The 21,576-nt window shown below is 74.1% G+C and carries 16 protein-coding genes; 4 read left to right on the top strand and 12 right to left on the bottom strand.

Features of this window, described 5'->3' with window-relative positions; translation table 11 throughout:
* Nucleotides 1-112 precede the first annotated feature (112 nt).
* The 5 genes from BX283_RS34990 to BX283_RS34970 are packed head-to-tail and all read right to left on the bottom strand — an operon-like array spanning nt 113 to nt 7,467.
* Nucleotides 113-2,635 (bottom strand): acyl-CoA reductase, encoded by a 2,523-nt coding sequence (locus BX283_RS34990; protein WP_257584078.1) that lies wholly within the window; start codon nt 2,633-2,635, stop codon nt 113-115.
* Nucleotides 2,632-3,780, bottom strand: a complete 1,149-nt coding sequence (locus tag BX283_RS34985) for an acyl-protein synthase (protein ID WP_101391406.1) — start codon at nt 3,778-3,780, stop codon at nt 2,632-2,634. The genes BX283_RS34990 and BX283_RS34985 overlap by 4 nt, the downstream gene beginning before the upstream one ends.
* Complete coding sequence (locus tag BX283_RS34980; RefSeq protein WP_180357345.1) at nt 3,777-4,913, bottom strand: GNAT family N-acetyltransferase; 1,137 nt, start codon at nt 4,911-4,913, stop codon at nt 3,777-3,779. Before BX283_RS34980 ends, BX283_RS34985 begins: the two co-directional genes overlap by 4 nt.
* Complete coding sequence (locus BX283_RS34975; RefSeq protein ID WP_101391405.1) at nt 4,910-6,199, bottom strand: MFS transporter; 1,290 nt, start codon at nt 6,197-6,199, stop codon at nt 4,910-4,912. Before BX283_RS34975 ends, BX283_RS34980 begins: the two co-directional genes overlap by 4 nt.
* Nucleotides 6,196-7,467 carry a phenylacetate--CoA ligase family protein gene (locus tag BX283_RS34970; protein WP_101391404.1) on the bottom strand — a complete coding sequence of 424 codons (1,272 nt, stop codon included), beginning with the start codon at nt 7,465-7,467 and terminating at the stop codon, nt 6,196-6,198. The genes BX283_RS34975 and BX283_RS34970 overlap by 4 nt, the downstream gene beginning before the upstream one ends.
* A 302-nt stretch (nt 7,468-7,769) precedes the next feature.
* On the opposite strand from BX283_RS34970, the gene BX283_RS34965 reads away from it, so the two are divergent.
* The gene (locus BX283_RS34965) at nt 7,770-8,714 is read left to right on the top strand and encodes a GlxA family transcriptional regulator (protein WP_101391403.1); all 945 of its coding nucleotides are present in this window, start codon (nt 7,770-7,772) and stop codon (nt 8,712-8,714) included.
* A gap of 77 nt (nt 8,715-8,791) precedes the next feature.
* Here BX283_RS34965 and BX283_RS34960 read toward each other — a convergent pair whose 3' ends face one another.
* From BX283_RS34960 to BX283_RS34950, 3 genes are all read right to left on the bottom strand, one after another.
* A complete protein-coding gene (locus BX283_RS34960) occupies nt 8,792-9,175 on the bottom strand; it encodes a hypothetical protein (protein ID WP_101391402.1) in 384 nt (127 codons plus the stop codon).
* Nucleotides 9,176-9,404: 229 nt separating this feature from the next.
* The gene (locus BX283_RS34955; RefSeq protein ID WP_257584077.1) at nt 9,405-13,187 is read right to left on the bottom strand and encodes a helix-turn-helix domain-containing protein; all 3,783 of its coding nucleotides are present in this window, start codon (nt 13,185-13,187) and stop codon (nt 9,405-9,407) included.
* Between the two features lie 227 nt (nt 13,188-13,414).
* On the bottom strand, nt 13,415-14,008 hold the full coding sequence (locus BX283_RS34950) for an RICIN domain-containing protein (protein WP_101391401.1): 594 nt from the start codon (nt 14,006-14,008) through the stop codon (nt 13,415-13,417).
* A 366-nt stretch (nt 14,009-14,374) separates the two neighbouring features.
* Between BX283_RS34950 and BX283_RS34945 the strand changes: the two genes are divergently transcribed.
* Nucleotides 14,375-14,875, top strand: coding sequence for a histidine kinase (locus BX283_RS34945; protein WP_101391400.1), 501 nt, complete (start codon nt 14,375-14,377; stop codon nt 14,873-14,875).
* Nucleotides 14,876-14,903: 28 nt separating this feature from the next.
* On the opposite strand, the gene BX283_RS34940 is transcribed toward BX283_RS34945, so the two are convergent.
* Both BX283_RS34940 and BX283_RS34935 read right to left on the bottom strand, forming a co-directional pair.
* Nucleotides 14,904-16,385, bottom strand: a complete 1,482-nt coding sequence (locus BX283_RS34940; RefSeq protein ID WP_257584076.1) for an NAD(P)/FAD-dependent oxidoreductase — start codon at nt 16,383-16,385, stop codon at nt 14,904-14,906.
* A 385-nt stretch (nt 16,386-16,770) separates the two neighbouring features.
* Nucleotides 16,771-17,607 carry a MurR/RpiR family transcriptional regulator gene (locus BX283_RS34935; protein WP_101391398.1) on the bottom strand — a complete coding sequence of 279 codons (837 nt, stop codon included), beginning with the start codon at nt 17,605-17,607 and terminating at the stop codon, nt 16,771-16,773.
* Nucleotides 17,608-17,690: 83 nt separating this feature from the next.
* Between BX283_RS34935 and thrC the strand changes: the two genes are divergently transcribed.
* Entirely contained in the window at nt 17,691-18,791 is a 1,101-nt protein-coding gene (thrC, locus tag BX283_RS34930; protein ID WP_257584440.1) for a threonine synthase, read from the top strand.
* Nucleotides 18,792-18,831: 40 nt separating this feature from the next.
* On the opposite strand, the gene BX283_RS34925 is transcribed toward thrC, so the two are convergent.
* Nucleotides 18,832-19,803, bottom strand: a complete 972-nt coding sequence (locus BX283_RS34925) for an aldo/keto reductase (RefSeq protein ID WP_101391396.1) — start codon at nt 19,801-19,803, stop codon at nt 18,832-18,834.
* Nucleotides 19,804-19,971: 168 nt separating this feature from the next.
* Between BX283_RS34925 and BX283_RS34920 the strand changes: the two genes are divergently transcribed.
* Nucleotides 19,972-20,871, top strand: coding sequence for an arginase family protein (locus tag BX283_RS34920; protein ID WP_101391395.1), 900 nt, complete (start codon nt 19,972-19,974; stop codon nt 20,869-20,871).
* A gap of 33 nt (nt 20,872-20,904) precedes the next feature.
* Here the strand turns inward: BX283_RS34920 and BX283_RS34915 are convergent, their stop codons facing one another.
* Entirely contained in the window at nt 20,905-21,570 is a 666-nt protein-coding gene (locus BX283_RS34915; RefSeq protein WP_257584075.1) for an HAD family phosphatase, read from the bottom strand.
* Nucleotides 21,571-21,576: the final 6 nt, after the last annotated feature.

The raw sequence follows: 21,576 nt of genomic DNA, 5'->3' as shown, positions 1-21,576 counted from the left end.
CCGGAGCGCGGCGGTGCCCCGTGTGCCCGGAGCGCGGAAACCCCATCCGCTCGTGAAAACCCCTGTGGGCCCGGGCAGCGCGCGCCCGGGCCGACAGGGGGACTGGCGGAGGCTATCCGCGCAGGTCCACCACCGAGCGCAGCTTGCCGCTGGTGGGGCTGCGGTCCAGGGACGCGCCGTCGACCGCCTCCACCGCGAGGTCGAGCAGCCGCTCGGTCACGGCCGAGCGCAGCTCGGGGTAGTCGGCCAGGAAGGCCTCGCGCAGCAGCTCGGGGTCGGCCGCGCCGGAGCGCTCCACGCGGACGGTGAGCCGCTCGCGGGTGTCCTGCCGGGTGAGGACGGTCTGGAGTTCGCCGCTGTAGGAGCCGCGTTCCTGCGCGATGGCCGCGAAGCGGCGGTGGTTGAGGAAGTACGTGGCCACCCGCATCACGTCCCCGGTCCTGCCGCGCAGCTCGAAGCGGGGTGCGTGGCTGCCGCAGGGGCAGCGGCCCTCGACCGCGCGCCCGAGGTCGCCGATCACGTAACGCCCCAGGTGCTGGCCCCGCCGGGCGTGCGTGGTGAAGACCAGACGGCCCGTCTCCCCCGGCGCCACCGGCCGGTCGGCGGCGAGGTCGAGTATCTCCATGGTGTGCAGGTCGGCGTGGAGGTGGTGGACGCCGCCGGTGCTCTCGGCGCACTGGTAGCCGAGCGGGCCGAGGTCGGTGCTGCCGTACGTGATGGAGCGGACGACCTCGATGCCGAAGGTGTCCCGCAGGGTGCGCCGCTGGGCGTCGGTGAAGTGCTCCCCGCCGTAGAACACCTTGCGGATGCCGCCGTACTCGCGCAGGGCGTCCGCCTCCTCGTGCAGCAGTTGCCACAGGTAGGAGGGCATACCGAAGAGGGTGTCCGCCTTGTGGGCGATCAGCGCCTGCGCGGTGGCCCGGTGGTCGGGGCCTGCCGCGAGCGGCAGTTGGACGCCGCCCAGGCGCTCCAGGATGGAAAAGAAGCTGATGAAGCTGCCGTACATGCCGCCGCAGTAGAAGAGGTTGGCGGTGCGGTCCGCCAGCGGGTCGTAGCCCGCGGCGAGCAGACCGCGGGCGGCGGCGTGCATCTGGGTGTCGTAGTCGTCGTAGCTGAACAGCGAGAGCGCCGGGTCGCCGGTGCTGCCGCCGCTGCGGAAGTACAGCTCGGCGTCGGCCCTGGTGACATGGCGGTTGAGCTCCTGGACCTCCTCCTTGCCGGTCAGCGGGCCGCTGGGCGGCGGCAGGAGGACCGGCCGGGCCAGGTCGTCCAGGCAGGCGGTGGTGGCGAAGCGGGCGTCGGCCTGGACCGCGACGCGGCGGCTGTAGCGCTGGAGCGCGTACACACCGTCGTGCGGCTCGCCCGAGTAGCCGCTCAGCATCGCGCCGACCGGGGTGACCCGGGTGACGCCCGCGGCGAAGGCGGCGCGGGAGAGCTCGGCGGTGTCGGTGGGGCTCGCCGCGATACCGGCCGTCTGCAGATACCGGCGCATCGGGCGCAGGGCGCCGATCAGCTTCTTGCGCGGCAGCGGCTTGACCCACACGCTGCGGTGCAGCGGAGAGGCGGTGAGGGCGGACCGGGTGTCGGCCATGACCCGCCAGGAGCCGTCGGCGGCGGCGAACACCCGGGTCAGGCCGAGGTGTTCCTCAAGGCGGGCCACCAGCTCGGTGGTGGTCAGCTCGGCCTGCGCCGCGAGGTCGGGACCGCCGGGCGCGGGCACGGCGGCGGGCCGGGCCGCCAGGACGTCGGCGAAGCGCTCGGCGAACGCGAAGACGTCCCGCTCGTCCTCGGTGTCGAGGTAGACCACCTGGGGGCTGGAGCAGGCCTGCTGCTCGTACAGGCACACGTCGGCCGCCAGCGCCTCCAGCGTCGCGGGCTCGGCCCAGGCGTCGCGGGTGAGGTAGGCGAAGGAGATGCGGTGCCCCCACTCCACCAGGCGGCAGCCGGGCGGCACATGGGCGGCGACCCCTTCGACGGCGCTCTCGCCGCCCCACACCGCGACCGCGTCGGCGGGCGCGCACATCAGCTCCAGCCACTCCTTGCGGGAGGAGGAGAAGCGCAGCACGATGACGCGGGCGGCCAGCGCGCCGGTGGGGTCGAGCGCGACGAGCTCGGCCAGCAGGTGCTGGGTGAGCAGGGTGTCGGCGCCGCTGGTCTTGAGGATGTTGACGTTCCCCGCGAGCAGGCCCTCGACGATGCTGAGCGGGGCGACGGTGGCCGCGTTGCCCGGGGCGATGTGGGCGACCAGGCCGACGGGTGCCCAGGCCTCGTAGACCGTCTCGCGGGCGTCGGGCCGGTTCAGCCGTCCCGGGGCGGTCCCGCCGAGTTCGCGGCGCAGCTTGCGGGTCAGCTCGGTCCGGCTGAGGTAGGTGCCCAGCTCGCCGAGGACGGCGGGGTCCTCGCCCTCGGGCAGGTGCCGCGCGAGCCGCTCCCGTACCGGATGCCGCTCGTCGCGCAGGGCCGTGGCGAGCGCGTCGCAGGCGGCGAGGACCGTCTCGGTCTCCAGCGGGCTCGCGAGCGCCTCCTCGACGGCGGCGGGCAGCTCGGCCAGGCGCCGCCCGGCCTCCTCGTCGCCGATGAACGCGCCCTGCCAGTAGTGGTGTTCGTCTGCCCGGTCCATGGTCTGCACGGTCACGACATGCCCTTCATCAGTTCGGCGGCGGCCACCGCGCAGCTCTTGTTGCGGCTCACTCCGGCGCGCCCGTGCACGGTGAACCAGTCGGTGCCCAGCTCGCACCCGCACTCCTCGCCCGGGTGCAGCGAGGCGAGGTCGCCCATGACGACGCTCTGCGCCGGTACGGAGGTGATGTACGGGGAGACGAGGTGCAGATAGCCGGTCTCGCCGTACGGCAGCGGCTCCAGGGTGCTCGTGGAGAGGATGGCGACCCGCGACCAGACGGGGGCGTGCAGCCGGTGGTGGTCGCACTCGATGTACGGGATGCAGTGCTCCACGGATCCGAAGGTGTCGCGGATGCGGTCGCCGGGGATGCCGAGCTGCTCGGTGACGCGGGCGTACAGCTCGTCCTTGCCGATGCGCTGGTCGGCGTGGCCCTTCCAGCCGCCGCCGAGGACGACCAGGGAGCCCTCGGGAAGCCGCAGAGGCGGCAGTCCCATCGCGCGCATCCGCTCCAGGGTGAAGTAGAGGAAGGCGGGGAAGCCGAGGATGCGGACCGGGGCGCCGTCGCTCTCGAAGCGGCGCAGTGCGGCGACGCAGCCGAACGGGTCGAACTCGTGGCCGTTCCCGGTGTTGCGCAGCGCGTACTCGACCGTGCGCGCCGGGGCGAAGTCGCAGAGGTAGTTGTCGGTGAAGGCCGTGCCGAGGTTGAGGGCGGGGGCCGGTTCGTAGCTGTAGAGGAGGTAGTTGACCTCCTGGTCGGGGGTGATCCAGCCGTTGCGCTCGAAGATGCGGGCGACCATGCGCTGGGCCGAGCGGATGGTCCAGTTGTCGAAGAACATCTGCGACTTCTGGCCGGTGGTGCCCGACGAGGTCAGGTGCAGGTCGACGTCCTCGCGCGGGATGGACAGCACTTCGTGGCGCTTGAAGAAGTTGGCGTGCACCAGCGGGGCGCGGTACGGCTCGGCGGGCGGCGCCGCCTCGTACAGCGAGCGGAAGAACGGGGAGCGGTCGGCGTGCCAGGCGTTGATCTCCGCCATGGCCGCGGCGAACAGCTCGTCCTCGGCGGGCCCGCAGGCGTACGGGTCGGTCAGGTCGCACAGTTCCTGCACACGGGGCAGGAGGGCGGGGTCGGGGACGCCGACCGGGGCGAGATGGGGGTTCATGAGGCAACCTCTAGGGTGGGCAGGTAGGTCGACGCCCAGGCCGACAGATAGCAGTCCAGATAGGGCTGGAGGGGCGGCTCGACGACGACGCCGCGGAAGTCGATCTGCTCGGTGGTGCGCGAGAGCACCACGTAGTCGTGGAAGCCGTCGCCGTCCGCGCGCATCGCCGGGTAGAGCGCGCCCGCGACGAACCCCTGGGCCAGGAACGCCGAGAGCGCCTGGTGGTGCGCGAGCGGCACCAGCGCCTCCACATAGCCCGCCCCGGCCCGGGTCAGGGCCCGGGTGACGGGTTCGAGGTGGGCGGCCGCGGCGGCGGGGTCGGGGTGGGCGGTCAGGAGCGAGCAGTAGCCGCCGGTGCGGTTGAAGTACGCGTAGACCTCGAACCGGCCGTCGTCGGGGGTGAGCAGCACGTTGGGCGTGTGCAGCGGGTAGAACCAGCCGCCCGCGTCGGGGAAGCGCTCGCGGAAGCGGCGGCGTACGAAGGCGGGTGCCTCGATCATCTCCAGGCGCTCGGCGGGTCCGCGCCCGGCCGCCGGGAGCGGACCGGTGGCGCGGACGTCGCCGTAACTGACGCCCAGACAGCTCTCCACGGCCTTCAGGAGCGGGAGCAGCGGCGCGGGCACCTCGGTGACCGGCACGCGGCGCTCCAGCACACCGGCCGAGTGACGCGCGTAGAGTGCGAGGCTTTCACGGCTGCTGAGATCCACGGCGTTGGGCAGGACGCCCAGCGGGCGGAAGCCGTTGCGGGCGACGACGCGCTGGGGTCCGGCGCTGACCGTGCGGACCGTCGCGTACACCGAGTCCAGGCGCCCGCTGTCCAGCATCCCCGCGCACAGCGCCTCGGTCAGCGTGGCGGCCAGGCCGCCGGAGCGGTGGTCGGGGTGGACGGCGAGGCCTTCGAGGCGGCCGATCCGGCTGCCCGGCTCGCCGTGGATGGCGGCGGAGGCGGCCAGGGCTCCGGTGTCGGGGCAGCGGGCCACCAGCCACAGGGAGTCGGGGTCCTGGATGAGCCGGGCCATCTCGGCCGGGTCGGTGCCGAGTCCGGCCGGGTAGTGGGGCCCGTAGACGGCGTAGTAGAGCTGGCGCAGCTCGGCGATGTCGGCGCCGGTGGCCGGTGCGACACGGGCGCTCATCGTTCGCTCCCGACGGGCTCGGGGGCGCGGTCTGCCGAACTCGCCTGCTCCATCGGGGAGTTGGGCGAGCCCAGCAGAGCCAGGGCAGCGGCGGCGGGCAGCAGACCGGCGGCCTGGACCAGGCACAGCGTCTGCGCCGAGAGGTGGTCCCCCGCGAGGCCGAACAGCAGCGAGGCCACCGGGAAGGAGGCACCCAGGACCGCCTGCATCACCGCGAAGAAGCCGGGCTTGTCGGCGGCGGGCACCAGCCGCTGGAACAGGGCCACGAACCGCACGCCGATCACCCCCACGCACCAGCCGGCGACGACCAGGCACCCCGCGAAGACCAGCCGCCCCGCGACGAGCCCCGGCAGCGCGAGGGCGAACGCCATCAGCGCCAGGCACCAGGCGCCCGCGACGGTGGGCCGGCCCGGCACCCGGGCGCCGGTGAACGAGCCGATGAGCGTGCCGCACCCCAGGGACGCCTCCAGGAGGGCCACGGTGGAGCCGCCGTCGGCGAGGACGGTCCGGGTGTAGAGGGGGATGACGACGAAGACGGCCGTGGTGAAGAGGTTGGCCGCGGTGAAGCAGATCAGGATCCGCCGTACGTACGGGAGTCCGCCGAGGATGTCGCGCAGCGTGCGCCGCTCGGGCGCGGCGGCCGCGTCGGCCTCGCCGTCGGCGCCGGGTGCGGTACGGAAGCGGACGCTCGCGACGAGGAGCGCCGCGGCGAGATAGGCGGCCCCACAGCCCGCGCCGAGACCGGCCACGCCCGCGCGGTCGACGGTCACCGCGCCGAGCAGCGCCCCGCCGAGACCGGCCAGGGACTGGGTGGACAGCTCGAAGCCGGTGGCCGCCTCGATGTCCTCGTCGTCGACGAGTTCGGGCACCGAGGTGGTCAGACAGGGGTCGAAGAAGGCCTGGCAGGTGGCGAGCGCGAGGGTCGCGGCGTAGACGGCGGGCAGCGGCAGACCGCTCGTCCACGCCCAGACGGCGAGGGCGACGGCGACGGCCCCGGCCACCGCGGCGGCCGTGCGCAGCACCGAGCGGTGGGCGGTGCGGGCCACGACGCGGGCCACCACCGGGGCGAGGGCCACGGCGGGCAGGGTGCTGACGGCCATGAAGAGGCCGGAGGCAAGCCCCCGGCCGCCGTCGACCGCGTAGGCCACCAGCCACCACGAGACGCCGACCTGGAACATCCGGACGGCGGCCTGGGTCAGGACCTGGCTCAGCCACACGGCGCCGAAGGCGCGGTTGCGCAGGACGAGCGGCCGGCGGCGGCCCTCGTCCACGAGGGTGGTGCTCATGCGGTCGGCCTCTCGTCCAGGACGCGGACGAGCTTGCCCGAGCGCGGGTTGACGGCGAGGTCGCGGTGGCCCGCCCACTCGACTCTGAGCGGATGTACGAATCCGGCGCTCACACTGTCCGGATACAGCGGCCGGGCGCTCTCCAGCTCGGTGACGACGGCCTTGGCGAGCGGTTCGAGCGCGGCCGGGTCGTCGTCGCCCGGGGCGGTGGCGAGCCGCAGCACCAGCCCGTCGCGGCCGTCCCAGCGGCGGACGACCAGCTGCATCCCGACGATGCGGCCCTCGGTGTCCGCCTCGGCGACGGCGTCCTGGGCGTCCTGCGAGTACAGCGACACCGGCCCCACCCGGACGCCCTCTTCGGCCCGGCCGAGGATGCGGAAATGACCGAGGTCGGTGTCGGTCCATTCGGCGCGGTCGCCCGCGGGGTAGCGGATGACGGGCATCAGTCTGCGGAAGAGGCTGGTCACCACGACCCGGCCGGGACGGCCCGGCTCGGTGATGGGCTCGCCCGTGGTGTCGTCGAGGATCTCGACGATCGACTCCGGGGTGAAGGCGCGGTGCACCCGGGGGTCGGGGCCCGGCACGGGGCGGCCGAGCAGCCCCGCGTCGACGCTGGCGTAACCGACCGACCGGATCGCCGCGTTGGGGAACGCGGCGGCGAGCAGTCGCCGCTGGTCGTCGAAGAGGGCCTCGCCGCCGAAGAGGACCAGCTCCACCGCGTCGAGCCGCAGGCCGGCCGCGAGGATGTGCTCGGCGAGGCGGCACAGCGTGGTGGACGTGCCCGCCACGACCTGCGCCGCGAAGTCGCGCAGGGTGGGCACCGTCGACTCCAGCGGCGCGGCGCCGCCGATGGGCAGCCGTACGTTGTCCACGGGAGCGTGGGCGAGCGAGTCGAGGATGAACAGGAAGCTGGCGTAGAGCTCGCCCGCGTAGAAGAGGTCGGCGACGCGGTGGCCCGGGCGCAGGCCGGTGTCCACCAGGCCCTGGCCGAAGGCGGTCACGAAGGTGCGCCACTCGTCGCGGGTGTAGACGGAGAACTTGGGCGCCCCGGTGGTGCCGCCGGTCTTGTAGACGGTCGCCTCGCTGAGGGGGCCGGTCAGAACGCGGTTGCCGTCGAGGGTGTTGGCCGCCCAGAACCGCTGCTGGTCCACGACCGGCAGGTCGGTGAGGCGGTCGGCGTCCGGCGGCAGGGACGCGTAAAGCTCTTGGTAGAAGGGTGAGTTGTGACGGGCGAACCGGATGAGGTCCGAAAGCTGCTGGGCGGACATGCGGCCTTTGCCTAGGTGAACGGAGTCGGTCGGGAGTCACCGCGGCAGGGCGAGGCCATGCGCTCGCCGCCTGCGGGATCGTTCGGCGTACAGGGGATTCCCCGTGCCCCTGACACCTCGAAGCGCGCCGAGAACTGACGCGCGATCACGATGATGGAACATCTGCCCGCGAATCGCAAAGTTGACCGCACATCCGTCGGTCTTTCTGGCCGAAAACCGCGAATTCTTATGCCGAAAGCGGTTGATGATGCAACGATCGAAGGCCCCGGACCCCGATCCGGGCACTCTTCTATGGTTGAGCCATGCACACCGTGGCCGTCCTAGCCCTCGACGGAGTCATCCCCTTCGACCTGTCCACGCCCATCGACGTGTTCCAGCGCACCCGGCTGCCGGACGGGCGCCCCGCCTACCGCGTCCAGGTGTGCGCGCCCGCCGAGGAGGTGGACGCGGGGGCGTTCACGCTGCGGGCCCCCCGGCGTCTGGACGCGCTGGCCGAGGCGGACACGGTGGTCCTTCCGGGCTGCGCCGACCCGGTCGCCCCCGTCCCGGACGAGGCCCTCGACGCTGTGCGGCAGGCCGCCGCCCGGGGCGCCCGGATCGCCTCCATCTGCACGGGCGCCTTCGTGCTCGCCGCCACCGGTCTGCTCGACGGCCACCGGGCCACCACGCACTGGGCCGCCGCCGCGCTGTTCGCCGAGCGCCACCCGGCCGTCGACGTGGACCCGGCCGTGCTCTACGTCGACAGCGGGCAGCTGCTCACCTCGGCCGGCGCCGCCGCGGGCCTCGATCTGTGCCTGCACATGATCCGCCGCGATCTGGGTTCGGCGGTGGCGGCCGACGCGGCGCGGCTTTCGGTGATGGCGCTCGAACGCGAGGGCGGGCAGGCCCAGTTCATCGTGCCCGAGCATCCGCCCGCCCCGCGCGGCTCGACGATGGAGCCGCTGCTGCTCTGGATGGAGGAGAACGCCGGCGCCGACCTCACCCTCGACGACCTGGCCGCGCGGGCCGGGATGAGCGCGCGCACCCTGCACCGGCGCTTTCGCGAGCAGACCGGCACCTCCCCGCTGCAATGGCTGCACCGGGCGCGCATCCGCCGGGCCCAGCACCTCCTGGAGACCACCGCGCACCCCGTCGACCACATCGCGTCGCAGGTCGGCTTCGGCTCCCCCACCGCGTTCCGGGACCGCTTCAAACGCCTCGTCGGCACCAGCCCGCACGCGTATCGGCGCAGTTTCCAAGGGGCGTGAGCGCGTGTCTTCGTCCCCGGGCACAGGACCGCCGCCCGCCGGAGGGTTCGGCGGGCGGCGGAGTCACGTACCGGCGGTCAGCACTCCCGCAGACCAGGGGCCGGGTCCTGGCCCGTGTTCACGTCCACGGCGGGCACATTGCCCCAGGCGCCGTTGTCGAGCTGCGTCCAGTACCAGATGTCGTTCCCGCCCGGGTGCGGGTCGCCGTGGCCCCAGCACTGGAACCAGCCGAAGGTGCCGTTCAGCTGGCCCCGGGTCGCCGAGCGGTACGAGCGGTCCGCGTAGCCCTTCGCACCCGCCTTGTTGCCGCAGTACAGCCGTCCGTCCGAGCGCACCCCGCACTCGGCCGCGGGCTTGGCGGGCTTGGCCGGGGCGGCGGCCACGGCGGGGGCGGCGGCGGTGAATCCGGCCGCCAGCACGGTGGCGGCCGCCATCAGGGCGAGCTTGTCGAGTGCGTTCATGGTGTGCGTGCTCCTTGTTCGAGTCGTACGCGCTCTGCGTGTCCTACGCGTCCCATGGCGCGGGGATCGCCTCGCAAGAGGTGGGGGTGCCTCCGCCGCCGCTCGGGACGGGTTCGAGCCTGGCCGCCGCCCGTGGCCGGTGTCGAGGAGGCGGGCGTCGCCCATGCGGATGTGAAACGGGAAACACCCAGGGAAACAGTCCCGGGCGCCCCCGCGAACTGACGTCTCGTCAACTAGCTGGGTTGCAGACGCGCACGTACGGCAACCCCGGCAGCAGCCCGGCCCAGCGGCGCGGACCCGTGTCGCCGAGCAGTCGGCAGACCTCCGCCTCGCGCGCCCGCAGGTCCGTCGACCACAGCCGGACCGTCCCGTCATTGCTGCTGCTCGCCAGCGTCCCCGGCCGACCGGGGGCGAACACCACGCCCCACACGGCGCCGGCGTGTCCGCTCAGGGCGGCGACGAAGCGCCCCGAGGCGGGCTGCCACAGCCGTACGGTCCGGTCGCTGCCGCTGCTCGCGAGCACCGTCCCGTCCGGGCTGAAGGCCACCGCCCGTACCGAACCGCTGTGTCCGGTGAGGGAGCGGAGCGTGGCGGCGCGGCGGGGGTCCCAGAGGCGGACCGTGCCGTCGTTGCCGGCGCTGGCCAGGGTGCGGCCGTCGGGCGAGAACGCCACGCCGCGCACCGAGCCGGTGTGCCCGCGCAGGACCGTGCGCACCGCATGCCGGGCCGGGTCCCACAGCCGGACCGTCAGGTCGTCGCTGCCGGTGGCGAGGGTGCGCCCGTCCGGGCCGAAGGCGAGCGCGTTGACGAAGTCCGTGTGGCCGCGCAGCACCGCCAGCTCAGCGCCGTCGGCGGCGCGCCACAGCCGTACCGTGCGGTCGGCGCTCCCGGACGCCAGGGTGCGTCCGTCCGGGGAGAACGCCACCGCGAACACCGAACCGTCGTGCCCGGTCAGCGTGGTGAGGAGTCGGCGCCGGGCCACGTCCCAGAGCCGGACCGTGCGGTCGGCGCCCGCCGAGGCCAGCAGACGGCCGTCGGGCGAGAAGGCTACGGCGAACACCGATCCGTCGTGCCCGGTGAGCGGCGGGAGCGGGCGGCGGCGGACCGCGTCCCACAGCCGGACCGTGTGGTCCGCCGCCGCGGCGGCGAGCAGTCGGCCGTCCGGCGAGAACGCCGACTGCCACTCCTCGGTGAACGGCCGGGCGACCAGCGCCGGACCGCCCGGGTTCCACAGCACCACCGACTGGTCGAACCCGCCGGTCGCGAGGCGGCCGCCGGGGCCCGCCGCGACGGACAGCACATAGTCGGTGTGGCCCGAGAGCACCGCCGCCAGGCGGCCCTTCACCGGGTCCCACAGCCGGACCGTGCCGTCGCCGCCCGCGCTGGCGAGGGTGTCCCCGCCGCGGCTGAAGACCACGGCGTTGACGTCGTCGCCGTGGCCGGTGAGGACCGCTCGCGCCGTCCCGTCGGCGGTGTCCCACAGGCGTACGGTCCGGTCGGCCCCGCCGGACGCCAGGCTGCGGCCGTCCGGGGCGAAGGCCAGTCCGAGCACCTGGTCGGTGTGGCCGCTGAGCACGGCGCCCGGATGCCCGTCGGCCGCGCCCCACAGCCGTACCGTACGGTCGGCGCCCGCCGAGGCGACGGTCCGGCCGTCGGGGGCGTAGGCCACCGCCATCACGGCGTCGCCGTGCCCGGTGAGCACCCCGCGCGGGGTGCCGTCCGGCACGCTCCACAGCCGTACCGTGCGGTCGAGGCCGCCCGAGACGAGGCCACGCCCGTCGGGGGCGAAGGCGACCGACCGTACGGCTCCCCGGTGGCCGGTCAGGATCGCGGTCATCCGACGGGAGGGCATGTCCCACAGACGTACCGACCCGTCGGTGCCTGCGGTCGCGAGCCGGTGGCCGTCGGGCGCGAAGGCGACGGCCGTGACCGGTCCTTCGTACCCGGTGAGCGTGGCCGTCTCGCGGTGCCGGACGGTGTCCCAGATCCGGACGGTGGCGTCCGATCCGGCCGAGGCGAGCAGGCGCCCGTCGGGGCTGAACGCCACGCCGTTTACCGCTCCTTGATGGCCCGTCAGCCGTCCGTCGAAGTACTGGGCCTGGGTGCTGAGCAGGGCCCCGCGCGACTCGGGCGTGGCGGCCGACCGATAGGCGGCGGCCGCGAGCAGCATGGACGCCTCCGGCCGCCCTTCGGCGAGCGCCTCCGACCGTACGGCCATGGCCTGCGACTGGGCGACGCGGCGCTGCCGGTACGCGTCGGAGCGCTGGCGGAAGGCCACAGTGCCCGCCGCGACGGCGACGGCGAGCAGCACGGCGAGCGCGCCGAGCAGGGCGCGGCGGACCCGGACGTGGCGGCGCGCCGCCCGCAGGCCGCGCTCCTCCTCGGCGAGGCAGGCCGCCACGAACGCGGCCTCCCGCTCCCCCAGCCGGTCCCCGCTGCCGGGCCGCCGCTCCCAGTCGCGCACCGCGTCGAGCCGGGCGCCCCGGTACAGCAGTCCGGGGTCGTGCCCCGCGCGCGCCCACTCCACGGCGGCGTCCGCGAGCTGCTGGCGCAGTACGAGGGCGGCGCGGTCGCTCTCGATCCAGCCGTGCAGCCGGGGCCAGGCGTGCAGCAGCGCCTCGTGGGTGATCTCCACGGTCTGGGCGCCCGCGGTGACCAGCCGGGCCCGCACGAACGCGTCGAGGGCGCGCGCGGCGGCGGGCGGATCGGCCGACTGGCCGGGGATCAGGGCCCGTTCGAGCGGTCTGCGGGTCTGGGCGGCGGAGCCTTCGCCGACCTGCACCAGCCGTACGAGCAGATGGCGCGCCATCCGCCGCTCGGCCGGATCTAGGCGGGTGAACACGGACTCGGCGGTGCGGGCCACGGCGCCGTGGATGCCGCCGGTCGTCTCGTACCCCGCGACCGTGAGCGTACGGCCCGCGCGCTGCTGCCAGGTCGCGAGGAGGGCGTGGCCGAGCAGCGGCAGCGAGCCCGGGGAGGCGGCGGGGCCGGAGCGCAGGTCGCGCAGCAGCAGTTCGGCCAGGCCCGGCTCCAGGGTGAGACCGGCCCGCTCGGCGGGTCCCGCGATGGCGGCGCGCTGCTCGGCGTCGGACATCGGCGCGAGCGCGAACAGGCCGTGCGTGAAGGCCTCGGCGAGTTCCGGGTGGTCGAGGCAGTGCCCGAAGAAGTCGGCGCGCACGCCCAGGACGACGGCCGCCTCGGCCGCGGCTCCCGGCGGCGGCTCGGCGCCGGTCGCCAACGTGTGCAGGACGGCGACGAAGGCGCGGCGCTCGCGCTCGTCGGCGCAGAGCGTGAAGACCTCCTCGAACTGGTCGACCACGAGCACGAGTCCGGGGTGCCCCTGGGCGTCGCGGGCCGCGTCCAGCAGGGCCCGCGGCCGTTCGGCCAGCGCCTCGGGGGTGAGGCCGTCGCCCGCGCGGCCGAGCAGGTCCGCGGTGCAGCGCACCAGTTCCTTCAGCGGGTGCGCGGTCGGCGCGCACACCACGGCGGGCCATGCGGCGGACCCGGCGACCGGCAGCGCACCGCGCCGCAGCGCGGGCAGCAGCCCGGCCTGGAGCAGCGAGGACTTGCCCGCGCCCGAGGGCGCGACCACGGCCAGCGGCCCGTGGCCCACGCGCTCCGCGAGCCGCCCCACCAGCTCCGCCGTGGCGCCGTCCCGGCCGAAGAACCACTCGGCGTCCTGCGGCCCGTAGGCGGCGAGTCCCCGGTACGGGCACAGCGCCCCCTCCGGATCGGCCTCGCCGGCACGGGCCGCGGGGACACCGACGGCGGCGGGCGGTCCGGCGGGGGTCTTCGGTACGAGCCGCGTCAGGCTCCCTCCCGCGTCGAGGGCGGTGTCGCAGCGCCGGGCGACGTCGAGCGTCGGGGGTTTCCCCCCGTTCTCGATCTTGCTGAGGTAGCCCTTGCTGTAGTGGACCGAGCGGGCGAGCTCGGTGAGGGACATCCCGCGCAGGCTCCTCAGCCGCCGCAGCTCGGCTGCGAACTCGCTGGCCCTCTCGTCGTTCGTCGGCACGAGCCGTACCTTTCCGTGACCGACGGGACGTAAGCCTCGAAAGCGCGGGGAGTGCCGGGCGCCTGCTTCAGAGCCGTAGGGGTCGACTTCACAGCCGTACGGAAGGGGAAATTCAGAAAGGGAAAAGGTTCGCCGTGAAAACGGAATCACCCGGGACGACCGACCGGCGGTCGGGTCGCGTCACCCGGCCGCCGGAAGGCATCGTCGTCATCTCGCAGATTTACTCCTTACCGCCAGTAGTGGTCGGCCCAGGTTCCGCACGGCCATTGGATCGCTTTCGCACCGGCGTTACGGCTTCCGCCTTCCACCGCCAGGCACTGGCCGCTGTTGTAGTTCACGACGTGGTAGGTGCCGCCACCGGTGGCAACGAACCGCCAGAAGTGGTCGTTCCAGGTGCCGCACGGCCACTGGATGACCTGGACGCCGTTCTGCCGGCTGCCGCCGGGCACGGCCAGGCACTGGTAGCTGTTGTAGTTGACCACCCGGTAGTAGCGGACCCCGCCGATGGTCCACGGCTCAAGGTTCCAGTAGTGGTCGTTCCAGGTGCCGCAGGGCCATTGGATGAGGCCCGTGCCCTGGTCGAGGCTGCCGCCGGGGACCGCCAGACACTGCCCCGACCCGTTGTTCACGAGGTGGACGAACGTCGCCGCCGCCGCGAGGTCGCGCGTGGGGTCCGGGGCCGCCCGTACGGCGTCCTTCGCCGTCGCCACGCCGGTACGCGCGTGGTCCGGCGCGGGAGACACAGCACCGGCCGTCGGCGCCGCCAGGAACAGCGCGCCCAGCGTCGCCAGGGCCACGGCGGCCCTTCTCCAGATCCGCATGATTCTCCTCTCGATCGAGGATCACCCGAGCTGACATTCCGTCAACTCTTCCAGCAACTCGCGCAGCGTATGGGAGAGTTCTTCGGTGCGACAGCCATCAACGCCCTTTGGCCAGAAACACATGAATTCCGCAGGCCAGCGTGACCGAATCCCCTTGCGGCGAATAGTGCATTCCTGAATTGTTTTTCGGTCACCTGGCGGCGGCAGGAAAAATGACCCGAACCCGCGCCCGGCCGGACCGGTCCTTTTTCCCCGACGGACGTGCCCACCTGGCGGGGTGCGGGAACGGGCGTTCCACTGGAGGGGCGGGAGCGGCGGACCGCACGGCAAGGACGGCGCATCGCACGACAAGGGAGAGCACCTGCCATGGCGGACACTCATCATGTGCTGCTGGTCTCGTTCACCGATCCGTCGCGGTGCCGGGCGGCGTACGAGGAAGCCGTCTCCCTGCCGGGGCTGCGGCAGGCGGCGGTCCTTGAGCGGTCCGCGGAGGGCCTGCTCGACGTGCCCGACAACCATGTGCGCGGCGCCGGGGTGCCCACGGTGGGCGGCGGCGTGGTGGGCGGGCTCGTGGGACTGCTCGGCGGGCCGATCGGCGTGCTGTTCGGCAGCGCGGCCGGGGCGGCCCTCGCCAACGCCGCCGAGAACCGCCAGCTCATCGAGGACGGCGCGGGCCTGATCATGCTCAGCAGCCGGGTCGAGGACGGTACGGCCCTGCTCGTCGTCGACCTCCACGAGGCGTCGCCGGAGCCCGCCGACGAACTGGCCCGGCGCCACGGCGGCGCATTGCGGCGCCTGACCGCCAAGGAATTCGCCGCGCGGGTCGAAGCCGCCGAACGCGCGGCGGAACGGACCGACACGCCCTGACCCCGCCGCGCCGAAGGCTCTCCCCCGCTCAGAACGCCTCGGCCGGCTCGGGCAGTTCCGGCCCGAGGACACCCGGGCCCCGCCAGGTGTACGCGCCGGGGTCGAAGCGGCTCAGCAGCCGCACCAGCCGCCCGGTGGACCACGGCCAGGCGAAGGTGTTGCGCCCGCTGGGCGCGAGGTAATAGCTCGTACAGCCGCCCGTGTTGTACACGGTGCCCGCCAACGCCCGCTGCACGGCCGCGTTGTACGAGGCCTGCACGGCGGGCCGGACGTCCAGGGCGGTGTGCCCGGTGCGCCGGAGATGGGTGAGGGCGGCGGTGAGATAGGTCAGCTGGGCTTCGAGGACGCTGATCGCGGAGGTGGAACCGCCGAGCAGATTCGGGCCCAGGAGCAGGAAGAGGTTGGGGAAGCCGCTGACGCCGCTGCCCAGGTACGCCTGCGGTTCACCGGCCCAGGCCGCTCGCAGCGTACGGCCGTCGGCGTCGTACAGGCTCTCGGCCAGCGGCAGTTCGCCGACCCGGAAGCCGGTGGCCGTGACGAGGACGTCGGCCTCGGCCACGGTGCCGTCGGCGCCGACGACCTCCTTCTCGCGTACGGCCGCCACGGCGGTGGGGTGGAGGTGGACGTGCGGCCGGGACAGGGCCTGGTAGTAGGTGCTGGAGGTCAGCAGACGCTTGCAGCCCAGTCGGTAGTCCGGTGTGAGCGCCCGGCGGGTGGCCCGGTCACGGACCGCGAGGCGCAGATGTGCCCGGGCGCCCGCCTCGACCAGACGGGCGAGTTCGGGGTGGCGGAAGGCGCAGCCCAGGCCCTCCTGGAGGCCGAACTGCCCGGCGCGCAGGGCTCTTCGGGCGCCGGGCACGCGATCCAGGCACCAGTTGAGCGCCGCCGGGACCGGCAGGTCGGGCTTGGGCAGCACCCAGGGGGCGGTGCGCTGGAAGAGCCGTACCTCCGCAGCGCGGGACACGATCTCGGGCACGAGCTGGACGGCGGAGGCGCCGCTGCCGACCACGGCCACGCGGCGGCCGGTCAGGTCGACACCGTGGTCCCAGCGGGCGGTGTGCAGCACCGGTCCGGCGAAGTCCTCGACGCCGGGCACCTCCAGCGGGCGCGGCACGTGCCACGGGCCGGTGGCCAGGACCAGCACGGCCGCGCTGTAGGAGCCGTCGGTGGTCTCCAGGCGCCAGCGCGCGGCCGCCGGGTCCCAGCGGGCCCCCAGTACCCGCACCCCGCAGCGCAGCACCTCGCCGAGTCCGTACTGCTCGGCCGTGGTGCGCAGATAGGCGTGGATCTCCGGCTGCCCGGCGAACACCCTCGTCCAGGCGGTGTCCTGGGCGAACGAGTAGCTGTAGAGCGTGGAGGGCACGTCGCAGGCGCAGCCCGGATAGGTGTTCTCCCGCCAGGTGCCGCCGAGTTGGGACGCCTTCTCCAGGACCACCACCTCGCGGAACCCCGCCTGCCGCAGCCGGATGGCGGCGCCGATGCCGGAGAACCCCGCTCCGACGACCACCACCCGAACGTCCCTGCCGGGACGGGAGGCCTGGGCGGGGATCACCGCGCGGATCCGGCGGTGTACGGGAGGGCGCTTACTTCCCGGCCGCCCCTGCGGCAGCCGGATGCACGAAGGGAACGGCGGGCGGCCGGCAACGCCACGACGCTGCGGACGACCACGCCCGAACCCCGGCCACGGGTCACGCAGTGCGGCGGGGAGGCCTCCGCGCTCGTGCGGGTCATGGTGGTCGGCTGCGCACCTCGTGGCATCGACGAGCCTTCCGTACGGCGATCGGACCGTGCCACCGTCTCGCACCGCCCGAGCGCCCCGGCAGAGCGCGAAGACCGGCGCCCTGCGCGCGTCGCCCGAAGGGGAGAGCCCCCGCGCGCCCCCGCTGCCGGGCCGGTCAGTCCTGGCCGAGCTCCGCCGTGAGGGCGTCGAGGTTCTCCAGCCGCCCGGCCGACTCGGTGAGCAGCGGCACGGTCGCGACGAGGATCAGCTCGGTCACGGCGATCTCATGAGTGAGCGGGGCGATGGGGCCCGCCGCGTCGCGCGGCAGCCGCAGCAGCACCTCGGCCTGTGCGGCCAGCGGGGACTCCCAGGCGTCGGTGACCAGCACCAGCCGCGTCCCGCGCGCCCGGGCCGCGCGCACGAAGCGTGCGGTGGTGTCGCTGTAGCGGCGGAAGTCGTACGCCACGACCAGATCGCCCGGGCCCAGGTCGAGCAGTACCCGGGCGCGCTCGGCCGCCCCGTCCGGGACCCGGCGCACTCCCGGGCGCAGGCTGGCGAGCTGGCGGACCAGATAGTCGGCGGCGAGTTCGCTCAGGGGGCCGCCCATCCCCCACACCCCGCGCGCCTGGGAAAGGAGCGCGGCGATCCGGGCGAGCAGGGGTTCGCCCGCCGCGGCGATGGTGGCGTCGAGCCCGGCCGTGAGCTGCTCGGCCGCCCGGCGCGGGCCGTCGGGGGCGGTGGCCACGAATTCACGCAGCCGGGAGCGGTCGTGCTCGCGGCCCTCAGCCCGGACCGCGGCCTGGAAGTCGGCGAAGCCGGACCAGCCGAGCCGGGCGAAGAGCCGGGAGGCGGTCGGCGGGCTGACCTTCGCCCGGTCCGCCAGGGAGCGCAGCGAGCCCAGGGCGGCGAACGGATAGTCGTCGAGCAGCACCCGCACGATGGCCTGTTCCCCGCGCGGCAGCTCCGGATAGACCGCCCCGAGCCGGGCCGCCACCTCGTCGTCGTTCGCCATGCCACTCCCCGCCGCCGTCGCCGTGGATGAAACGATTGTTTCGCATCTCTTGAAGATCTCGGGTTACAGTAACATTCGTGACCATAGACGAGCGCTCCTCCGCCATCACCACGACCTCCGTACGGACCCGCCCCTGGCGCGGCCTCATCGACGGCTACCGCGCATGGCTGCCCGTCACGGACGCCACCCCCGTCGTGTCGCTGCACGAGGGCAACACGCCGCTCGTTCCGGCCGCCCACCTGTCGGCACTGACCGGCTGCGACGTGTGGCTGAAGGTGGAGGGCGCCAACCCCACCGGCTCCTTCAAGGACCGGGGCATGACGGTCGCGGTCAGCAAGGCCGTCGAGGCGGGCGCGCGCACGGTGGTGTGCGCCTCGACCGGCAACACCAGCGCCTCGGCCGCCGCGTACGCGGCCCGCGCGGGCATCGGCGCCGCCGTCCTGGTCCCCCGGGGCCACATCGCGCTCGGCAAGCTCGCCCAGGCGGTCCGCTACGGCGCCGAGATCGTCGAGGTGACCGGCTCCTTCGACGACTGTCTGCGCATCGCCCGCGAGCTGGCCGAGCACCACCCGGTCGCGCTGGTGAACTCGGTCAACGACCACCGCCTGGCGGGCCAGCAGACCGTCGCCTTCGAGGTCGTGGACGCACTGGGCGACGCGCCGGACATCCACTGCCTGCCGGTCGGCAACGCCGGGAACATCACGGCCGTCTGGCGGGGCTACGACGCGTACGCCGGCGCCGGTCTCGCCACCGCCAGGCCGCGGCTCTGGGGCTTCCAGGCGGCGGGCTCGGCGCCGCTGGTGCACGGCGAGGTGGTGGCCGAGCCGGAGACGGTGGCCACCGCGATCCGTATCGGCAACCCCGCCTCGTGGCGGGGTGCGATCGACGCGCGCGACAGCTCCGGCGGCCTGATCGGCGCCGTCACCGACGAGCAGATCCTCGACGCGTACCGGCTCGTCGCCCGCCACGAGGGCGTCTTCGTCGAGCCCGCGTCGGCGGCCGGCATCGCGGGGCTGCTCGCCGAGCACCGCGCGGGCCGCCTCGACGCCGGGCAGCGCGTGGTGGTCACGGTCACCGGCAACGGCCTCAAGGACCCGGACGCCTCGATGCGCGGCGGCTACGAGTCGACCACGTCCTCGGCCCGTACGGCGGACGTCGCCCAGGCCCTGCGCCTGACGTCCTGACGCCCGGGCCCGCCTCACCGACGAGGTGACTGGTGGGGCGTCAGGCCCCGGCCGCGTCCAGACGCTCCATCAGCTCCGGGTCGAGGTCGAGCTCCAACGCCCCCAGCGCCTCGTCCAGCTGGGCGACGCTGCTGGCGCCGACCACGGGCAGAGCGGCCGGGTCGCTGTGCAGCAGCCAGGCGAGGACCACCTGGTTGACGGTCGCCCCCAGTTCGTCCGCCACCGCGCGCAGCACCGCGAGCCGCGCGGCCGAGTCCGGGTGGTCGTACTCGGCGGGCAGCGGCTTGGCCGGGTTGGTGTAGGCGCCGCCGAGCTGCGGAGAGTAGGCGAGCAGCGTCAGCTCGTCGTGGCGGTCGCGGACGTAGTCGAGCAGTTCGGGGCCCGCGAACGGGTTGACCCCGCCGTCGGCGCCCGGCCGGGGGCGCAGATACGTGAGCCGCTGCTGCACCGCGCCGTAGGCGGCCACCCCCAACTCCCGCGCGGCGGACCGCGACTGCTCGATACGCCAGGCGGCGAGGTTGCTGCAGCCGAGCGCCCGCGCCTTCCCGTCCCGCACCAGCTCGCCGAAGGCGCCCACGGTCTCCTCCACCGGGACGGTCCGGTCCTCGACGTGCGCGTAGTAGAGGTCGATGCGGTCGGTGCCGAGGTGGCGCAGGCTAGCCTCGGCCTGCTTGCGGATCACCGGGGCCGAGAGCCCCTCGGCGTTGCCGGGCCACTCCTGAAGCGGCCCGGTGGCGAGCCCGCCGACCTTGGTGGCGAGCACCATCTCGTCGCGTACACCACGGTCGGCGAGCCAGCGCCCCAGCAGGAGTTCGCTCTCCGCGCCCGTGGCGCCGTCCACCCAGAACGCGTAGCAGTCGGCGGTGTCCACGAAGGTCCCGCCCGCTTCCAGGAAGCGGTCCAGGATCGCGTACGAGGCTCGCTCATCCACCCAGGTGCCGAACCCCATCGCTCCCAGGCACAGCCCGCTGACCTCGAACCCGTCCGCCCCGCCCAGCTGTCGCCGCTTCATTCCGGTCCCCTCCCGCTGTGATGTGTCCGGCGTGCGCGATGCCCCGTGGCCGTCCGCGCCGCCGTCGGGACGGGAGTCTGCACGTTGGAGCGCACACGAGGTCAAGCCCCCGCCCGCACGCGCGAATCCCTGTTGAGGACAGGGCCGCCCCCGGCGAGGATGTCGGGCATGAGACGTCTCGTGGTCATCGATGCCCCGTCCAACCTCGGCCTGCGCCCGCCCGCACCCGGCACGGTCCCCGGCTGCTACAAACTCGCCGGTGCGATGCGGGAGTTCGGTATCGTCCGGCGGCTGGGGGCGCACGAGGGCGGGGTGGTGGTGCCGCCGCGCTACGACCGCGGCGACTGGCAGGAGGGCGACGGCGTCTTCAACGCGGCCGCCATCGCCTCGTACACCCGCAAGCTCGCCGACCGCGTCGAACACCACGTCCGGGCCGGTGACTTCCCCGTCGTGCTCGGCGGTGACTGCTCGATCCAGCTCGGCGCCTCGCTGGCGCTGCGCCGCACCGGCCGGTACGGGATCGTGGTCATCGACGGCTCCGCGGACTTCCGCCACCCCGGCAACTCCGACCGGATCGGCGCGGCCGGCGGCGAGGAACTGGCCCTGGGCACCGGGCGCGGCCAGAGCGACCTGACCGATCTGGAGGGGCTGCGCCCGTACATACGCGACGAGGACGTCCGGATCCTGGGGATGCGGGACGGCGACGAGGACCTGGCGGAGTTCGCCGAACTGAAGATCCCCACGGCCACGGTCGGCGAGATCAGGCAGTGGGGCCCGGCGGAGATCGGCGCCTCGGTCCGCCAGTCCCTGGAGACGGCGCCGCTCGACGGGTTCTGGGTCCACCTGGACGCCGACGTCCTCGACCCGAGCGTGATGCCCGCCGTCGACAGCCCCGACCCCGGTGGCCTGCTGCCCGACGAACTCGCCACACTCCTGGGGGCGTTGGTGCGGTCGGAGCGCTGCGTGGGCTTCAACCTCACGATCTACGACCCCGATCTCGACCCGGACGGCGCGGCGGGCCGCGTCCTGGCGGACGTGGTGGTGGACGCGCTCGCTCCCCGGCTCTGAGAGCCTGTCCTTGAACGGCGGCGCGCCCGCGCGTCACCCCGCCCCGGTCACGAACGCGAGGATCTCCGTCCCCGCCTCCTTCAGGCTCGCGAAGTGGCGGTGCACCCCGTCCACCGGGGCGGGCGCGTTCACTCCCCACACCGTCATGCCCGCGCGCCGTCCGGACAGCACCCCGGACGGCGCGTCCTCGATCACCAGGCAGTCCTGGGGCAGGGCGCCGAACCGCTCGGCCGCCAGCAGATAGGGCACCGGCGACGGCTTGCCCTCCGGCACCGCGGCGGCGTCCACCAGGACCTCCGGCACCGGCAGCCCGGTCCGGGCGAACCGCCCGCGCACCCGGTGCTCGTAGTTCGACGTCACCAGCCCCCAGGAACCCGGCGGCAGCGCGGAGAGCAGCTCCGCCGCCCCCGCGAAGGCGGTGTACACCCCGGAGCGGACGTCCTCGTCCTCCAGCTCGTGCAACGCGGCCAGGCACTCCTGCGGGTCGCGGTCCGGGGCCACGCTCGCGAACGTCTCCAGGGGCCGGGTCCGCAGCGCCACCCGGTACACCTCGTCCGGGTCCAGGCCATGGCGCTCCGCCCAGGTCCGCCACACCCGGCGCTGGTTGTCGACGGCGTCGATCAGCGTGCCGTCGACGTCGAACAGGACGCGCCTGCCCCGCGCAGCGGCACCGGCGGTATCCATAAGAGTGCTGGTCATACCGCG

Origin of the sequence: Streptomyces sp. TLI_146, assembly GCF_002846415.1 — a bacterium.
Taxonomy (GTDB): Bacteria; Actinomycetota; Actinomycetes; order Streptomycetales; family Streptomycetaceae; genus Streptomyces.
This window is presented reverse-complemented; position numbering and strand designations above follow the sequence as displayed.